A 16420-nucleotide genomic window follows, 5' to 3' on the forward strand; every position below is an offset into this window, starting at 1 on the left:
CCCGCATCCCGACTTGCCAGGCGTCCGGGCGGGGTGTGCTCTGGTAGGCAGGGGCGAGGAGAGAGGAGTGCTCCCATGGCTCACGCGGCACCTGCCTCATCGGCGTCAGGGGCACGGCACACAGCACGGACGCCACGGCCCTCGGACGTCTTCGACGCGCGCACCCACGCCGTCGCGCAGCTGGCGGTACCGGTGCTCGGCGGACTCGTCTACGGGCTCTGGGCGGCGTCCATCAACCGCGGCGGCGGACCGATCACCGGCTGGAACGTCCTGTTCGGGTTCGTGAGCGCGATCGTGTTCGCGGCGGTCTGCGTCGGCGTCCTCAGGGTGGCCCCGATGATGAGGCGCGAACTGCACGCGGTGCTGTGGGCCGTGTTCGCGGGCGTCGCGTTCGGCTTCATCTACAGCCAGGCCGACCACAGCGTGCTGCGGTCCACGATGATGTCGCTGGCGGTCGCGTTCGGTGTGTTCGCGGTGAACTTCTACCGCTTCTACACCCACGAGGACGGAGCCGGACATCCCGTGGGCTGACGTCCCGCCCGCGTCGTACGTGATGCACGAGACCCCGGCGGCCGCCGGGGTCTCGTGCGCCTCCCTCACTCACCCACGTCCCGGGACGCCGGCCCCAGGAGCCACGGGGCGTGACGGCCACGCCGGCTTCCTCCGGGTTCCAGGAAGCACCCGTTCGGGTGAGCCCTCCACCGGAGCGTGCGGAGCCCGTGTGCCGACCGGGCTTCCAGGGGGAGCGGTCCGGGCCCCGTTCGGCTTGTCGCATGCGCCCATATGCAGTCACACCGCTCGCGCTCTGCTCCGCCGGGGCTTTGCCTGAGGGGGTGTCCCCTCGTGCCCGGAGCGTCCTGTCGGCCGTTCTGATCGTCCTCGCCTGTCTGCTCGCGCCGCTCGGCGCGCTGTCGGGCTGGGCGATGTACGGGATCGGCGACAGCGGGCGGTACGAGGCCACGATGACGCCCCTCGCCTCCGACTCGGACGTGCGGGAGGCGATCGCCTCGGCCGTCACGGACGGCATCCTGCGCGAGGTCCACGTGGGCGCGCCGCTCCAGAAGCCGGTCAACCACTTCGTGCGGGACGCGGTGCGTTCGTTCACCCACACCCCGGCGTTCCGCACGGCGTGGCAGGCGGCGAACCGGGCCGCGCACGACGCCGTGATGCGGGCGCTGCACAGCGACCGCGAGGAGGCCGTGACCATCGACCTGGCGCCGGTCGCCCAGCGAGTCAAGAGCCAACTGACGTTCGAACACATGCCGTTGGCGAACCGGATCCCCGTCGAGCACACCGAGATCACGGTGTTGCCGTCCGAGGACCTGAACCAGCTCCGGAAGGGGTTCCACGTGCTTGAATTCGCCGGCTTCTGGCTGCCGGCCGCGGCAGCCGTCCTCGCCGTGACGGGCATCCTGGTCGCCGTGTGCCGCAGACGGGCGGTGCTGGCCACCGGGCTCGGCACGGCGCTGGGCGCCGCGCTGCTCGGTGTCGCGATCGCCGTCGGCCGCCGGCTCACGCTCGACGACCTGCCGGCCGACGTGTCGCCCAGCGCGGCGGGCGCGGTCTACGACGCCCTCACCGGCACCCTCCGTCTGGTCTCCTGGCTGCTGCTCGCCCTCGGTGTCACGGTCGCGTCGGCCGCGCTGCTCACGGCCGCGTACGGGCGACGCCGGCGAGCGTCCGCAGCGCCCGCGCAAGCTCAGGCGGACCAGCCGACGCGAGTCCGAGCCTGACGGCGTCCGGAGCGCCGGCGCCGGCCGCGAACGCCGCGCCCGGCGTGATCGCGATCCCGTGCGCCGCGGCCGCCGCCGTGAAGGTGTCGGCCCGCCAGGGCGGGGGCAGCTCCCACCAGGCGAAGTAGGACCGCGGGTCGGCCCGTACGGAGAACCCGGCGAGGTGCCGGGCGACGAGCCGCTGGCGGGCCGCCGCGTCCGCGCGCTTGGCGGTGACCAGCCGCTCCACCGTCCCGTCGGTGATCCAGCGGACCGCGGCCTCCAGGGCGAAGCGTCCCGCCGTCCACGCTCCGGAACGCAGGGCCGCCGCGACGGCCTCGACCCGCTCCGGCGGGACCACGAGGATGCCCACCGTCAGTCCGGGCGCGACGCGCTTGGAGAGGCCGTCGACCACGTGGGTGCGCTCGGGGGCGTACGCGGCCAGGGGGTCCGGGACCCGCCGCCCGTCCTGGAGGAAGGACCAGATCCGGTCCTCGACGACGGGGAGGTCCGCGTCCCTGGCGACGGCGGCGAGTTCCCGGCGGCGGGCGTCACCCGCGGTCGCCGACGTCGGGTTGTGCAGCGTCGGCTGGACGTACAGGGCGGACAGCGGTGCCGAGCGGTGGGCCGCCGTGACCGCCTCCGGCCGCAGGCCCTCGTCGTCGGTGGCGAGCGGGACCAGTGTGATGCCCAGCCGGGTCGCGATCTCCTTGACCAGGGGATACGTCAGCGACTCGACGCCGACGCGGCCGCCCGGCCGGACGAGGGAGGCGAGCGCGGCGGCCACGGCCTGGCGCGCGTTGCCGGCGAAGGCCAGCCGGTCCGGGGCGGGCCGCCAGCCCGGGGTGGCGAGCAGGGCGGCGGCGGCCTCGCGGGCGGCGGGCGTGCCGGTGGCGGGCGCCGTGCGCAGGGAGTCCGTGAGCAGGTCCGGGCGCAGCAGCGGGGTGAGCGCGGGGGCGAGCAGTTCCGACTGGCCCGGTACGACGGGGTAGTTGAGCTCCAGATTGACGGGTGCGGCGGACTGATTGCCGAACTGTGCGGACGGGACGCCGAGTTCGGGGGGAGGTTCGGCGAGGGAGCGGCCCGAGGGGGCCGGGGCGGCCCGGACGAACGTGCCGCGGCCGACTTCGCCCACCACCAGCCCGCGGCGCACCAGTTCGGCGTAGACCCGCCCGGCGGTCGACCCGGCGATACCGCGCCGCCGGGCGAACACCCGCTGCGGGAGCAGTCGTTCGCCCGGCCCGAGCCGCCCGGCGGTGATGTCGTCGGCGAGCCGGTCGGCGATGCGCCGGTAGTCCTCCATGAGATACCTCCTCACATTGCACCGAGGGCAAAGATCTTATTGCACCGAGGAGTTGGCCGGTCCTAGGGTCGTGACCATGGCACCCTTCCTCGCGTACGAGGACAAAGGGGGCGCCGCCGCGTCGGCGCTGCCCCTCGTCCTGATCCACGGCCACCCCTTCGACCGCACCATGTGGGCTCCCCAGATCGCCGCCTTCTCGGCCGGGCGCCGGGTGATCGCACCGGACCTGCGCGGCTACGGCTCCTCCCCGGTGGTCCCCGGCGTCACCCTCCTGTCCACCTTCGCCCAGGACGTCGAGGCGCTCCTCGACGAACTCGGCGTCGCCGAATGCGCCCTCGCCGGGCTCTCCATGGGCGGCCAGATCGCCATGGAGTGCTACCGGCTGTTCCCGGAGCGGATCCGCGCGCTGGTGCTGGCCGACACCTTCCCGGCGGCCGAGACCCCGGAGGGCCGGCTGACGCGGGCCGCGACGGCGGACCGGCTGCTGCGCGAGGGCATGGCGGGATACGCGGACGAGGTGCTGTACAGGATGGTCGCCCCGTACGCCGACGAGCGCGTCGCGGCCCAGGTGCGCCGCATGATGACCGGCACGCCGGTCCAGGGCGCCGCGGCGGCCCTGCGCGGCCGGGCACTGCGCCCCGACTACCGCGACCTGCTGACCCGGGTCCAGGTCCCCGCGCTCGTCGTGGTCGGCGCCGACGACGAGTTCACCCCCGTCCGCGACGCGGAGGCGATGCACGCGGCGCTCCCCGACTCCACGCTGCGGGTGATCGCGTCGGCGGCACACCTGCCGAACCTGGAGCGGCCCGAGGAGTTCAACGCGGCGCTCGCCGTCTTCCTCGACCACCTCGACATGCCCGCCCCGGTCCACCCGGACAGGTGACGCCCGTCCCCGCGCGAGCGCGCCGGCCGGTGTCCGAGAGAGGATTCGGGGATCCCACACGGGCGAGTGGAGGGCGGGGCGTGGACACTGCGGCAGCGGGGCGGGCGGACGACCGGCGGCCCCCCGGACGGAGGGCCGGACGGAGGGCCGGACGGAGGGCCGGACCCTGGATGTCCGGCGCGCTGCTCACCGGCCTGAGCGTCGTCGTCGGCTGCCGGGCGGCCGACACCGACGGGATCACCCCCGTACCCCAGCTGCTCGCCTTCCTGCCGTGGCTGCTCGCACCCCTCGCGCTGGCGATGCTGCTCGCCCTGTTCGCGCGCTGGCGGACCGGGCTGGTGTGGGGCGTGGTGGTGCTGGGGGCCGTCACCTGGTTCACCGAGCCGTACGGCAGGACCAGCGAGCCCGTCGGCAGTCCCGTCGCCGAGCTGCGGGTGCTGACCTCCAACGTGCAGTTCGGGAGGGGAACCCCCGCCCTCGTCGCCGCCGTCCGGCGGGAGCGGCCCGCCCTCGTGTTCGTCGAGGAGTGCGAGCACGTCTGCTCCCGGACACTGCGCGACGCCTTCCAGCGGACCGGCGGCCCCTTCCCGTACCGGCAGTCCGTCGAGGGAGCCGGCTCCGACGGTTCGGTCATCATGAGCCGCTTCCCGCTCACGAGGGCCGACGGCATCCGCTCCACGATGGGCATGCCGGGAGCCGTGGCCGACGTCGACGGCCACCGCGTACGGCTCCAGCTCGCGCATCCCATGCCCCCGCTGCCGGGCCAGGTCGGGCTCTGGCACCAGGAGCTCGGCGAGCTGCGCGCCTACGCGGCCGCCGACCCGACCACCCCCACCGTGATCGCAGGGGACTTCAACGCCTCCCAGGACCACGCCGCCTTCCGCCACCTCCTCGACACCGGCCTGCGCGACGGCTCCCGTCTCGCCGGCGCCCCGCGCACCCCCAGCTGGCCGGCTCGCACGATCCCCGCGCTCGGCACCCAGATCGACCACGTCCTGGTCTCCCGGGATTTCTCCGCGACCGATGCCGTCTTCCTCACCGTCACCGGCAGCGACCACCGCGCCCTGCTCGTCGATCTCACCCTCCACCAGGCCGGATGAGTCCGGGGACGGCTCCGTGAGACGGTCATAATGAGCCCATGTCCCGCCAGTTGCCCAGTGTGCTCACCCCTCCCGACTGGCTGACCAGGAACCTCCGCCCGCAGAACGCCCCCGTCTCCCGTGCCGCCGTCGTCCGCGCCGCGGTCGCGCTGTCCCTGCCGCTGGCGATCGGCCTCGCCGTGGGCCGGCCCTCGTACGGGGCGCTCGCCTCCATGGGCGCCCTGTCCGGCGTCATCGGCGACACCGCCGACGCGTACCGCATGCGCATCCTCAACATCGCCGTCCCCCAGCTCTTCGGCGCGGTCGGCGTCACCATCGGCGCGCTCGCCTTCGGCCACGGCTGGACCACCGTCGGCGCGGTCACCGCCGTCGCGCTGGCCTCCGGGATGTTCTCGACGATCGGCGCGGTCGCCTCCGTGTCCGGACTGCTGCTCCTCCTCAACTGTGTGATCGGCGCCGGACTGCCGCTGCCCGGCGCGTGGTGGCTGGCGCCCGCCCTGATGTCCGGCGGCGGCCTGCTGGTCCTCGCGCTCGCCCTGCTCGCGTGGCCGCTGCGCTCGGGCGTGCCCGAACGGGTCGCCGTCGCCGAGACGTACCGGGCCGCGGCGGACCTGCTCGCCGCGAGCGGCACCGACGCGTACGACGACCGCCGCCACGACGTCACCCGGTCCCTCAACCAGTCCTACGACCTCGTCCTCGCCCGGCGCGCCCGCCACCACGGCCGCAACCCGGACCTCGCCCGGCTGCTGGCCCAGCTGAACGCCGTCACCCCCGTCGTGGAGAGCGCCCCGGCCGCCCACCAGTACGGCCGGCAGCACGCCGGACCGTTGCCCCCCGAGGTGCCCGCCGCCGTACGCCGTCTCGCGGACGCCGTCGAGACCGGCCGCACCGGTCCGGCGGACCTCGGGCTCCCCGTCCCCACCAACGAGACCGCGCGCGCCGTCCACCACGCGCTGGCCCACGCCGCCGACGTCGTCACCGGCCGGACCCCCGACGCGCGCACCGCCGACGACCCCCTCGGCAGGCCCGCGCGCCTCGGCGTCCGCGCGGCGCGCTCCGCCCGCGACGTCCTCCTGTCCTCCGGGTCGTGGCGTTACGGGCTGCGGCTGGCCGTCTGCATCGGCACCGCGCAGTCCCTGGTCTCCATCGTGCCCGTGGCCCGCTCCTACTGGGTCGCCCTCACCATCACCTTCGTGATGAAGCCCGATTTCGGATCGGTCTTCTCGCGGGCCCTGATGCGCGCGCTCGGCACGGTGGCGGGGCTCGTCGTCGCGGCCGTCGTCCTCGCCGCGGTGCCGCTCGGCTGGTGGGACGTGCCGGCCATGATCGTCCTCGCCCCGTTCATCCCGGCCCTCGGCGCCCGCGGGTACGGCCATCAGACCGCAGCCGTCACCCCGGTGATCCTGCTCCTGTCCGACGTCCTCAACCACCAGGGCACCGCCCTGCTCGTCCCGCGGCTCGTGGACTCCCTGATGGGGTGCGCGATCGCGCTCGTCGCGGGCTATCTGCTGTGGCCGGAGAGCTGGCACACCCGTGTCGGCGACCGGCTCGCCGACACCGTCGCGGACACCGCCCGCTATGTGGAGTACGCCTCCCACGAGGACGCCGACCTCGCCGAACGCGCCCGTATGCGACGCGGCCTCCACCGCGACCTGTCCGGCATCCGCACCGAGTTCCAGCGGGCCCTGAGCGAACCCCCGCCCAACGGCCGGCGGGCCGCCGCCTGGCTTCCGCTCGTCGTCGCCGTCGAGCGGATCGTCGACGCGACCACGGCGGCCGGGGTACGGGTCCGGCACGGTGCCCAGCGTCCGTCGGCCGCCGAGTTCGCGCAGGTGGCCCTCCAACTGCGGGAGCTGTCCGAGGGACTGCGCGAGACGGACGTGCTCGTCGCCGTCCGTACGGATCTCACCGGACCGGCCGGCAGCGTGCTCGAACCCCTCCGGCAGGAGGTCGCCGCGGCCCGCGCGATCGCGTCACCCCACTGAACCCGGGGGCGCGGGATCCGGGGCACGGGGCTGGTGCCGGACCCGGGGCTGGGCCGGGCGCGGGCCGACGCCGGACGCCAAGTCCTGGGCCGGGGCCTGGCGCAAGGCCCGGGGCCCCGCCTTGGGCCGGGGCCCAGCCTTGCGCCGGGGCGCCAGAGCCGGGGCGCCAGGGCCGGAAAGAACGGCGGTGCGGGCCGCCCGTGCAGGGGACGGCCCGCACCCGTGGGGGGTGGGGCTGGTGAGGACTAGCGGGCGCTCGTCCTGCCCAGGGCCTTGTCCAGCGCCTGCGCGAAGCCGTTGGCCCACAGCTGGTTGACACGCGAGCGCTCGGCCGCGTTGGGGTTGGCGTTGGTGCAGGAGGGGCCGGGGCCGCCGCCCGACATCAGCTCGCTGCACGGGCCGGTGTAGTGGTCGGGCAGCCCGAGGACGTGGCCGGTCTCGTGCGCGGTGATGCGGATCGGGTTGTACTGCTCGCTCTGCGCGTAGTCCAGGAAGACGTACCCGCTGCCGTGGCCGTCCGTCGACGCGTACGAGCCGCGCGAGTCGTTGCCCTCGCGGTAGGTGAAGTCGGCGCTCGACGCCGAGCCCGACTGGAGTTTCACGTTCGCCACCGCGCCGTTCCATATCGCGGTGCTGCGGGCTATCTGGGTGCTGAAGGACGGCGCGCGGGAGGCGTTGTAGATCACGGTGACCGCCGCGGCGCTGCTCGGGCTCGCGGCGCGCTTCTCGGCCACGGACCTGATGACCGCCGCGAAGAAGGCCTGGTTGGCCTTGCTCTCCTCGGCGGAGCCCGCGTAGCCGGAGTAGCCGGGGAGGGCCGAGTGCCCGGCGTGAACGGCGTCCTGCGCGGGGACGGGAGCCGCCATGGCGGGCACCGTGCCGAACCCGGTGGCCGCGAGGCCCAGACCGAGCGCGGTCGCGAGCACGGCCTTGGACGTGGGCAGGGGAAGTCTCATCGATGACTCCTTGTGTGGGGGGTGAAGTCGTCACCGTGAGTTTCGGTGCCTGTGCGGCGGCTGTGATGATGGCAAGTGGCGATAGGCCAGGACTATCGGCCCGAGGGCGACCGTCCAACTCGCCCGTTCCGCACGGGGTTCGTGCGTCTGGTGCAACCCCTGCTTCCGACTTAGGCTCCGCAGGCATGGAGCTTGAGGTCAGGCACCTCCGCGCGCTGTGCGCCATCGCCGACACCGGCAGCCTGCACCGCGCCGCGCGTCTGCTCGGCGTCGCCCAGCCCTCGCTGAGCACTCAGCTGCGCCGCATCGAACAGGAACTGGGCGGCGAACTGTTCATCCGCGAACGGACCGGCTGCCGCCCCACTCCGCTCGGCCGGATCGTCCTCGGGCGGGCCCGCCCCCTGGTGGCCGAAATGCGGTCCCTGGTCGCCGAGGCGCGGGCCGCCGCCACGGACGGACTCCAGCTGCGCATCGGCTCCACCGCGAGCCGCGCCCTCGCCGGCTGGCTGCGCCGGCTGCGCGAACACCGCCAGGAACCGCTCCTCCAGATGGACGTCTCCGCGAACGCCCTGCTCAACATGGTCGCCGGGGGACGGCTCGACGTCGCCTTCGTGCACGAGGTGGAGGGCTGCCCCCTGCGCATCCCCGACGGGCTGCGGCTGCGCGTCCTGGTCGAGCGCGAGCCCCAGTTCGTCTCCCTGCCCAACGACCACCCGGCCGCCGCGCGTCCCGTCGTCCACCTCTCCGAGCTCGCCCAGGACCGCTGGATGGTGGACCCCACGGTCGACGGCGAGTGGGACGCCGTGCACCGCATGCTCCGCTCCGCCGGGCTCAACCCCCGGGTCCTGCACGGCGACTACCACACAGCGGCCTCCCTGGTCGCCACCGGCGAGGTCGTCACGGTCTGCCAGCCCACCCGCCAGTCCGGCCCCGAGACGGCGGTACGCCGCCTGCACGGCGACCCGCTCGGCGTACGACTGCTGCTCGCGGCCCGAACCGAGGCGGAGCTGGACGGCGTCCATCCGGAACTGGCGGAGGCCTACGAGGAGACGGCACGGCAGGCGCCCGCTTACCGGGAGTGGCTGGAACACGGCGGTTCGGGAACGCCGGTCCCCGTCCTCCCGTGAACGACGGCCGGTCCCGGACCGGCTTCCCGTGTGAGGATGTCCGCGACGGCGGCGGTCAGCGCACTTTGCTTCCCCTATGCGATTCCTTGACCTGTACCCGACAGTCGGGGGATGCGCGTACGGGGCCTCGGCGACCTGGTGAACCCGTGGGATCCGCAGGGGTCTTGATAACGCTCTTGACACCGCTACCTGCCGGTACCCGACCCTGCCCAAGATCGCCGACAGCGGCCGCTAACCTTACGTGTCCGTCCTGGCCAGGGATTGACGGGCTTCAACTCATGCGAAGGGTTGCGCACATGGGCATTCTCACTCTCCTGCGGAACGCGTTCGGCCGCTCACGCCAGGGGCGTGACGCCGACGCGGAGACCTCGCGGGAAGCTTCGGCTCCCTCGGTTTCGGCCCCGGCGGCCGAACACGTTACCTCGCGGGAGGCCGAACCGGCCTCCGCCGCGATCCCCTCCCAGGCGGCCGAACGGGCCCCCGCCGAGGCCGAACCGAAGATCCCCGCACCTTCGTCCGAACCGAAGCCGGGGCCGACGTCGTCGGTGGTAGACGAGCTGGTGTCGGCGGCGTTCGACAACGTCACGGTCCCCAAGCCGACGGAGTCGACGGAGTCGGCCAAGCCGGAAACGGAGACGGCCTCGTCTCCGGAGACGGTGACCGACCTCGCGCCCACGCCCACGCCCGAGCCCACGCCGGAGGCGCAGCCCGAGACGGAGCCCGTCGCCGAGGCCGTCGCCGAACCCGAGGTCGCGCCGCAGGCCGAGGCCGTCACCGAGGCCGAACCCGAGGTCGTGGCCGTGCCCGAGGCGGACGCTGCCGCCGACGACGTGACCGGGACCGAGCCGGAGCCCGTGGTCGAACCGGAACCCGTGGCCGAGGCCGAGCCCAAGACCGAGGCCGTCGCCGAACCCGAGGTCGCGCCGCAGGCCGAGGCCGTCGCCGAAGCCGAACCCGAGGTCGTGGCCGAGCCGGAGCCCGAGGCCGCCGCTGACGCCGAGCCCCAGGCCGAGGTCATCGCCGCGCCCGAGGCCGACGCCGAGACCGGACCCGAGATCGTTGCCGAGCCGGCGGCCGAGCCGTCCGTCGTGGCCGGGACCGAGCCGAAGGCCGAGGCCGCCGCCGACGCCGAGCCCCAGGCCGAGGTCATCGCCGCGCCCGCCGCCGGGACCGAACCGAAGGCCGAGGACACGGCCGACGCCCCGGTCGTGGCCGAACCCGGGATCGACACCGCCGCCGACGCCGCGGTCGTGGCCGAGGCGGAGGCCGTCGTGGAGGCGGTCGCGCCCGAGGCGGAGCCGGTGGTCGAGGCCCCCGAGGTCTCCGGGCCGGAGGCCGAGGAGCCCGCCGCCGAGAAGGCTCCGGCAGCGGAACCCGAGCCGGCCACCGAAACCGTCGCCGCACAGGCCGACGAGCCCGCGGCCGTCGACGGCGATCAGGCCGCACAGGAGCCGCTCGCGGCCGAAGTCGCAGCCGGGAGCGACGCCGACGCCGACGTCTCGACCCCCGCCGTCCCCCTGGCTCACGTCCAGTCGACCGCAGCGACCCTCGCCACCGCGTACAGGGAAGCCGCCGCCACCCTCGAGAAGCAGAACCTCACCGGCGCCCGCGCCAAGGTCTACCTCGTCCTGGACCGCTCCGCGTCGATGCGCGCGTACTACAAGGACGGCTCCGCCCAGGCCCTCGGCGAGCAGGCCGTCGCCCTCGCCGCGCACCTCGACCCCGAGGCCTCGGTCCCGGTCGTCTTCTTCTCCACCGAACTCGACGGCACCGGCGAGCTCACCCTCGCCGACCACGAGAACAAGGTCGACGAACTCCACGGCTCCCTCGGCCGCATGGGCCGTACCAGCTACCACGTCGCCGTACAGGAAGTCCTCGCGCAGCACGAGAAGTCGCAGAACCCCGCGGCCCCCGCGCTGGTGATCTTCCAGACGGACGGCGCCCCGGACGCCAAGACCCCGGCCACCCAGGCGCTCACCGACGCGGCGAAGACCCACCCGGCCGTCTTCTTCTCCTTCGTCGCCTTCGGCGAGCACGAGAACAAGGCGTTCGACTACCTCCGCAAGCTGAAGACCGCCAACGCGTCCTTCTTCCACGCGGGCCCCACCCCCCGCGAACTGACGGACGCCGAGGTCTACGAGGGCGTACTGGCGAACTGGCGCCCGTAGGCGCGACCGGCACCCCGCCGGAAGCCCGGCGCGAACGACCGCAGGCCGCCCGCCTCCCGTCCCGTAAAACGGGAGGCGGGCGGCCTACCCATGTCGGCTACGATTTCAAGGTTCGTACAACGGCCGGCGCCCTGATCGGAACCGCCGACCGTCACCCCACGTAGCGACTTGGGAGCAGCCCGCGATGGCTCGACACCTCATCACCAGCGCCCTTCCGTACATCAACGGGATCAAGCACCTGGGCAACATGGTGGGGTCCATGCTCCCGGCGGACGTGTACTCCCGCTACCTCCGTCAGCGCGGTCACGAGGTGCTGTACATCTGCGCGACGGACGAGCACGGCACCCCCGCCGAGCTGGCCGCGAAGGAGCGGGGCGTCCCGGTCGACACGTTCTGCGCGCAGGCGCACGACGCCCAGAAGGCGGTCTACGACGGCTTCGAGCTGGCCTTCGACCACTTCGGCCGCAGCTCCAGCGAGCAGAACCGCGGGATCACCCAGCACTTCGCCCGCCGTCTGAACGAGAACGGCTTCATCGAGGAGCGCGCGATCCGTCAGGTGTACTCGCCGACGGACGGCCGCTTCCTCCCGGACCGCTATGTCGAGGGCACCTGCCCGCACTGCGGCTACGACAAGGCGCGCGGCGACCAGTGCGAGAACTGCACGCGCGTCCTGGACCCGACCGACCTGATCAACCCGCGTTCGGCGATCTCCGGCTCGACGGACCTGGAGGTCCGCGAGACGAAGCACCTCTTCCTGCTCCAGTCGAAGCTGCAGCACGAGGTCGAGGCCTGGGTCTCGCTGCACGAGGAGGAGTGGCCGCAGCTGGCCTCCTCCATCGCCCGCAAGTGGCTGACCGAGGGCCTGCACGACCGCGCGATCACCCGTGACCTCGACTGGGGCGTCCCGGTGCCCGCCGACACCTGGCCGGAACTGGCCGCCGAGGGCAAGGTCTTCTACGTCTGGTTCGACGCCCCGATCGAGTACATCGGCGCGACGAAGGAGTGGGCGGACGCGGCGCCCGCCGGCGAGGTCCGCGACTGGAAGTCCTGGTGGTACGAGGCCGACGACACGGTCCGCTACACGGAGTTCATGGCGAAGGACAACGTCCCGTTCCACACGGTGATGTTCCCGGCCACGGAGCTGGGTGTCCGCGAGCCGTGGAAGAAGGTCGACTACGTCAAGGCCTTCAACTGGCTGACGTACTACGGCGGGAAGTTCTCCACGTCGCAGAAGCGCGGCGTCTTCACCGACCACGCGCTCGACATCCTGCCCGCGGACTACTGGCGTTACTTCCTCATCGCCAACGCCCCCGAGTCGGACGACTCGTCCTTCACCTGGGAGCACTTCACCACCACGGTCAACAAGGACCTCGCCGACACCCTCGGCAACTTCGTCAACCGCGTCCTGTCGTTCTCCAGGAAGCGGTTCGGCGACGAGGTCCCGGCGGGCGCGGCGGCCGGCGGGACGGAGGCGAAGCTCGGCGAGGAGATCGCCGGTCTGCTGGCCGAGTACGAGACCCAGATGGAGGCCCTCCAGTTCCGCAAGGCGGCGGCCGCGCTGCGCGCCCTGTGGTCGGCGGGCAACTCCTACCTGGAGGAGAAGGCCCCCTGGCTGGAGATCAAGACCGACCCCGACGGCGCGGCCCTGACCCTGCGTACGGCGATGAACCTGATCCACCTGTACTCGGTGGTCTCCGAGCCCTTCATCCCGGCCTCCGCCAAGGCGATGCGCTCCGCGTTCGCGCTGGCGGACGACACGGCGGTGTGGGTGTCCGCGGACGAGGCGAAGTCCCTGGACGCCGTGCCGGCGGGCACCGCGTTCACCGTGCCCCCGGTGCTCTTCGCCAAGATCACCGACGAGGACCTGGAGTCGTACAAGGAGCGCTTCGGCGGCGTTCCGGAGTAGTCCCGACTGCGGGAGCGGGGCCCGGCGCCGAGCGGCGCCGGGCCCCGCTGCCGTGTTCGGCGGCCGGAAACCGACCCCGTTGGTGGCATGCCCGCGTCCACCCGTATGGTTTCGCCATGGCAGTCCCTCCGGTCATCCCGATCGCCTACGCGCCGAAGTCCCGCACCGAGACCATAGGTCACTACGCGGACGGCCAGTTCCTGGCGTCGGTCACCTACGCATTCCCCGAGGGGTACCGGCCCGACGACGGCTGGGAAGAGCACAAGCGCCTCTACACGGTGCTGCACACCTTCGACTCCCAGGGCCACTACCGTGACTCCGAGATCTGGTGCGCGGGCACCTGGGCCGAGCAGCAACTGGCCCCGGACGGCGAGAGTTCGGTCCTCTCCCGGGCCAGGGCCCACCTGGCGAAACTCCTGCGGAGTCTGCCCCGGCGCTCCTACACGGACATCGCGGTCCGCCCCTTCCAAATCACCGTCGACGGCGTGCTCTTCGGCCTGGTGGTCAAGGAGGACGAGGAGGAGACCTGGGCCGAGCTCTACCCGGACCGCCTCGGCTTCGCCGAGCCGTGGGACGGCACGTACGACACCTGAGCCCGCGGGCGGCCACCGGCGCCCCGCACCCCTCAGCGGTGAGGACCGGTCCCCGACGAGACCCGCGCCGGCCGGACCTCCGCCCGGCCGGTGAAAGTGCCCGCCCACGTCCCCCGGCACCCGGGCCCGCCCTGAGCGGGCCCGGTCCCACCAGCCCGTACCGCCCTGCCTACCCTGGCTCCGTGATCACCACTTCGTCGGTCCTCGGACAGTTCGATCTCTGCGCGGACCGGGCGGCGTTCCCCGATCTCGACAACGGCTACTACCACCCGGTCGACGCGCGGATCCATGTACTCGGGGACGGTACGCGCTGGGCCATGATCGCCGAACTGCTCGGCTACAACCCGCGCGGCGGCAACCTCATCGACGTCATGCACCGCTTCGGCAACTGCCTCACGCGCGGTGAACCCGGCTTCGGCGCCTTCCTGGACCGGGTGGACAACATGGCGGAGATCGATCCCGGAGGCACGGAGGTCTACTCCGGAGGAGCCCCCGTGGTCGTGCGGGGGACGGCGCTGACGGTCGGCGCCGACGCCGGCACCCCGCTGCAGGACGTGTTCCGCCTGCTCGCCCCGGAGAACAAGCGGCTTCTCCTGGCCGACGAGACGGAACTCCGGGCCGATCTCCCCGCCGACCTGCCCGTACTCCTGCGGCTCGACGAATGGAACCAGCCCGAGGACCTCTGGGACACGCTGCCCGGCGCCCACGAGACCTTCCGGATGATCGCCGAGGTGCTGAACTCCTCGGACCCGGGCCGGTACCGGCCGACGCTCCCGCCCAACACCCACTGGTCCCACTGGCCCGACGCCGGGACACTCTGACACCGGCCGGCGCACACGCTGGAACGCCCACCGCGTGCGCCCGGCACGCGGAAGTGGCCCGGAACCGACAGGGTTCCGGGCCACTTCGCGGACAGGGCCTACTTCGGCTGCGGCTTGCGCACCGAGAGGTGCAGCTCCCGCAGGCGGGTCTCGTCCAGCTCCGTCGGCGCGCCCATCATCAGGTCCTGCGCGTTGCCGTTCAGCGGGAACGCGATGGTCTCGCGGATGTTCGGCTCGTCCGCGAGGAGCATGACGATGCGGTCGACGCCCGGGGCGATGCCCCCGTGCGGCGGGGCGCCGAAGCGGAACGCGCGGAGCATGCCGGCGAACTGCTCCTCGACGGTCTCACGGTCGTAGCCCGCGATCTCGAAGGCCTTGAGCATGATCTCGGGCTCGTGGTTCCGGATCGCGCCGGAGGACAGCTCGACGCCGTTGCAGACGATGTCGTACTGCCAGCCCAGGATGTCCAGCGGGTCCTGGGTCTCCAGGGCCTCCAGACCGCCCTGCGGCATCGAGAACGGGTTGTGCGAGAAGTCGATCTTCCCGGTGTCCTCGTCCTTCTCGTACATCGGGAAGTCGACGATCCAGCAGAACCGGAAGACGTTCTCCTCGAAGTTGCCCGAGCGCTTGGCGGCCTCGACCCGCACCGCGCCCATGATCTTCGAGACCTCGTCGAACTCGCCCGCGCCGAAGAACACCGCGTGGCCGGGGGCCAGCGACAGACGCTTCGTCAACTCGGCCACGTTCTCCTCGGTCAGGAACTTGGCGATCGGGCCCGTCAGCGTGCCGTCCTCGCCCACCCGCACCCAGGCCAGGCCCTTCGCGCCCTGCTCGACCGCGTAGTCGCCCAGGCCGTCGAAGAACTTCCGCGTCTGGCCGGAGACGTCCGGCACCGGCAGCGCGCGCACGTGCTTGCCGGCGAAGGCCTTGAACTCCGAGCCCGCGAAGATGTCGGTGATGTCGGTGAGCTCCAGCTGGGCCCGCAGGTCCGGCTTGTCGGAGCCGTACTTCAGCATCGACTCACGGAACGGGATCCGCGGGAAGGGGGAGGTGACGTGACGGTCACCGCCGAACTCCTCGAAGAGCTCCGTCATCAGCTTCTCGATCGGCTGGAAGACGTCCTCCTGCTCGACGAAGGACATCTCCACGTCGAGCTGGTAGAACTCGCCCGGCGAGCGGTCCGCACGCGCGTCCTCGTCGCGGAAGCAGGGCGCGATCTGGAAGTAGCGGTCGAAGCCGGAGATCATCAGCAGCTGCTTGAACTGCTGGGGCGCCTGCGGCAGCGCGTAGAACCTGCCCGGGTTGAGACGGGACGGCACGACGAAGTCGCGGGCACCCTCCGGCGAGGTGGCGCTGAGGATCGGCGTCGCCATCTCGTTGAAGCCCAGCGCCGTCATCTTGTGACGGATCGCGGAGATCACGGCCGTACGCAGCAGGATGTTGCGGTGCATGCGCTCGCGGCGCAGGTCGAGGAAGCGGTACTCGAGGCGCCGCTCCTCGTTGACGCCGTCCTCGGCGTTGATGGTGAACGGGAGCGGGGCGGCCGCGCCGAGCAGCTCGACCTCGTTCACCTCGACCTCGACCTCGCCGGTGGGCAGGTCGGGGTTGACGTTCTCCGCGCCGCGGGAGACGACCCTGCCGTCCACACGGACCGTCGACTCCTTGGAGACCTTGTCGAGGGCCTCGTACGCGGGGGTGCCGGGGCGGGCGACGAGCTGCGTGATGCCGTAGTGATCACGCAGATCGATGAAGAGGATGCCGCCCAGGTCTCGGCGATTGTGCAGCCAGCCGCTCAGCCGGACGTCGCTGTCGACGTCAGAGGCGCGGAGCTCGCCGCAGGTGTGGGACCTGTACCGATGCATCGTC

At 72.7% G+C, this 16420-nt stretch carries 13 protein-coding genes; 10 read left to right on the forward strand and 3 right to left on the reverse strand.

Annotated elements, in window-relative coordinates; translation table 11 throughout:
- Positions 1–75: 75 nt before the first annotated feature.
- Together GFH48_RS19675 and GFH48_RS19680 are read left to right on the forward strand one after the other, a co-directional pair.
- The gene (locus tag GFH48_RS19675; protein ID WP_153289508.1) at positions 76–531 is read left to right on the forward strand and encodes a hypothetical protein; all 456 of its coding nucleotides are present in this window, start codon (positions 76–78) and stop codon (positions 529–531) included.
- 302 nt (positions 532–833) lie between these two features.
- Complete coding sequence (locus tag GFH48_RS19680) at positions 834–1733, forward strand: hypothetical protein (RefSeq protein ID WP_153289509.1); 900 nt, start codon at positions 834–836, stop codon at positions 1731–1733.
- Here the strand turns inward: GFH48_RS19680 and GFH48_RS19685 are convergent.
- Entirely contained in the window at positions 1648–3015 is a 1368-nt protein-coding gene (locus GFH48_RS19685) for an aminotransferase-like domain-containing protein (protein WP_153289510.1), read from the reverse strand. The genes GFH48_RS19680 and GFH48_RS19685 overlap by 86 nt on opposite strands.
- Positions 3016–3091: 76 nt before the next feature.
- Here GFH48_RS19685 and GFH48_RS19690 point away from each other — a divergent pair, with 76 nt between their 5' ends.
- The 3 genes from GFH48_RS19690 (at position 3092) to GFH48_RS19700 (ending at position 6983) form a co-directional block, all read left to right on the forward strand.
- Positions 3092–3898: an alpha/beta fold hydrolase gene (locus tag GFH48_RS19690; RefSeq protein ID WP_194280623.1), complete on the forward strand. Its 807-nt coding sequence runs from the start codon at positions 3092–3094 to the stop codon at positions 3896–3898.
- Between the two features lie 170 nt (positions 3899–4068).
- Positions 4069–4998: an endonuclease/exonuclease/phosphatase family protein gene (locus GFH48_RS19695; RefSeq protein ID WP_153289512.1), complete on the forward strand. Its 930-nt coding sequence runs from the start codon at positions 4069–4071 to the stop codon at positions 4996–4998.
- 38 nt (positions 4999–5036) lie between these two features.
- Complete coding sequence (locus GFH48_RS19700) at positions 5037–6983, forward strand: FUSC family protein (RefSeq protein ID WP_153289513.1); 1947 nt, start codon at positions 5037–5039, stop codon at positions 6981–6983.
- Between the two features lie 245 nt (positions 6984–7228).
- Here the strand turns inward: GFH48_RS19700 and snpA are convergent, their stop codons facing one another.
- Positions 7229–7939, reverse strand: coding sequence for a snapalysin (gene snpA / locus GFH48_RS19705; RefSeq protein ID WP_153289514.1), 711 nt, complete (start codon positions 7937–7939; stop codon positions 7229–7231).
- Positions 7940–8124: 185 nt separating this feature from the next.
- Between snpA and GFH48_RS19710 the strand changes: the two genes are divergently transcribed.
- From GFH48_RS19710 to GFH48_RS19730, 5 genes are all read left to right on the forward strand, one after another.
- Positions 8125–9066, forward strand: a complete 942-nt coding sequence (locus GFH48_RS19710; protein WP_153289515.1) for a LysR family transcriptional regulator — start codon at positions 8125–8127, stop codon at positions 9064–9066.
- Positions 9067–9362: 296 nt separating this feature from the next.
- Positions 9363–11234, forward strand: a complete 1872-nt coding sequence (locus GFH48_RS19715) for a VWA domain-containing protein (RefSeq protein WP_153289516.1) — start codon at positions 9363–9365, stop codon at positions 11232–11234.
- A 184-nt stretch (positions 11235–11418) separates the two neighbouring features.
- Complete coding sequence (gene metG / locus GFH48_RS19720) at positions 11419–13140, forward strand: methionine--tRNA ligase (RefSeq protein ID WP_153289517.1); 1722 nt, start codon at positions 11419–11421, stop codon at positions 13138–13140.
- Positions 13141–13256: 116 nt separating this feature from the next.
- Entirely contained in the window at positions 13257–13733 is a 477-nt protein-coding gene (locus GFH48_RS19725) for a hypothetical protein (protein ID WP_153289518.1), read from the forward strand.
- Positions 13734–13915: 182 nt separating this feature from the next.
- Positions 13916–14554: a DUF7003 family protein gene (locus tag GFH48_RS19730; RefSeq protein WP_228120737.1), complete on the forward strand. Its 639-nt coding sequence runs from the start codon at positions 13916–13918 to the stop codon at positions 14552–14554.
- Positions 14555–14652: 98 nt separating this feature from the next.
- Here the strand turns inward: GFH48_RS19730 and aspS are convergent, their stop codons facing one another.
- Positions 14653–16416, reverse strand: a complete 1764-nt coding sequence (gene aspS / locus GFH48_RS19735) for an aspartate--tRNA ligase (RefSeq protein WP_153289519.1) — start codon at positions 16414–16416, stop codon at positions 14653–14655.
- Positions 16417–16420: the final 4 nt, after the last annotated feature.

The sequence above is a fragment of the Streptomyces fagopyri genome (assembly GCF_009498275.1).
GTDB lineage: Bacteria > Actinomycetota > Actinomycetes > Streptomycetales > Streptomycetaceae > Streptomyces > Streptomyces fagopyri.

Excerpts from the sequence above, each read along its gene's own strand:
- aspS (WP_153289519.1), bottom strand. The coding sequence starts at position 16,416 with ATGCATCGGTACAGGTCCCACACCTGCGGCGAGCTCCGCGCCTCTGAC.
- GFH48_RS19725 (WP_153289518.1), top strand. The coding sequence starts at position 13,257 with ATGGCAGTCCCTCCGGTCATCCCGATCGCCTACGCGCCGAAGTCCCGC.
- GFH48_RS19675 (WP_153289508.1), top strand. The coding sequence starts at position 76 with ATGGCTCACGCGGCACCTGCCTCATCGGCGTCAGGGGCACGGCACACA.
- GFH48_RS19695 (WP_153289512.1), top strand. The coding sequence starts at position 4,069 with ATGTCCGGCGCGCTGCTCACCGGCCTGAGCGTCGTCGTCGGCTGCCGG.
- GFH48_RS19710 (WP_153289515.1), top strand. The coding sequence starts at position 8,125 with ATGGAGCTTGAGGTCAGGCACCTCCGCGCGCTGTGCGCCATCGCCGAC.
- GFH48_RS19685 (WP_153289510.1), bottom strand. The coding sequence starts at position 3,015 with ATGGAGGACTACCGGCGCATCGCCGACCGGCTCGCCGACGACATCACC.
- GFH48_RS19690 (WP_194280623.1), top strand. The coding sequence starts at position 3,092 with ATGGCACCCTTCCTCGCGTACGAGGACAAAGGGGGCGCCGCCGCGTCG.
- GFH48_RS19715 (WP_153289516.1), top strand. The coding sequence starts at position 9,363 with ATGGGCATTCTCACTCTCCTGCGGAACGCGTTCGGCCGCTCACGCCAG.
- GFH48_RS19700 (WP_153289513.1), top strand. The coding sequence starts at position 5,037 with ATGTCCCGCCAGTTGCCCAGTGTGCTCACCCCTCCCGACTGGCTGACC.
- snpA (WP_153289514.1), bottom strand. The coding sequence starts at position 7,939 with ATGAGACTTCCCCTGCCCACGTCCAAGGCCGTGCTCGCGACCGCGCTC.
- metG (WP_153289517.1), top strand. The coding sequence starts at position 11,419 with ATGGCTCGACACCTCATCACCAGCGCCCTTCCGTACATCAACGGGATC.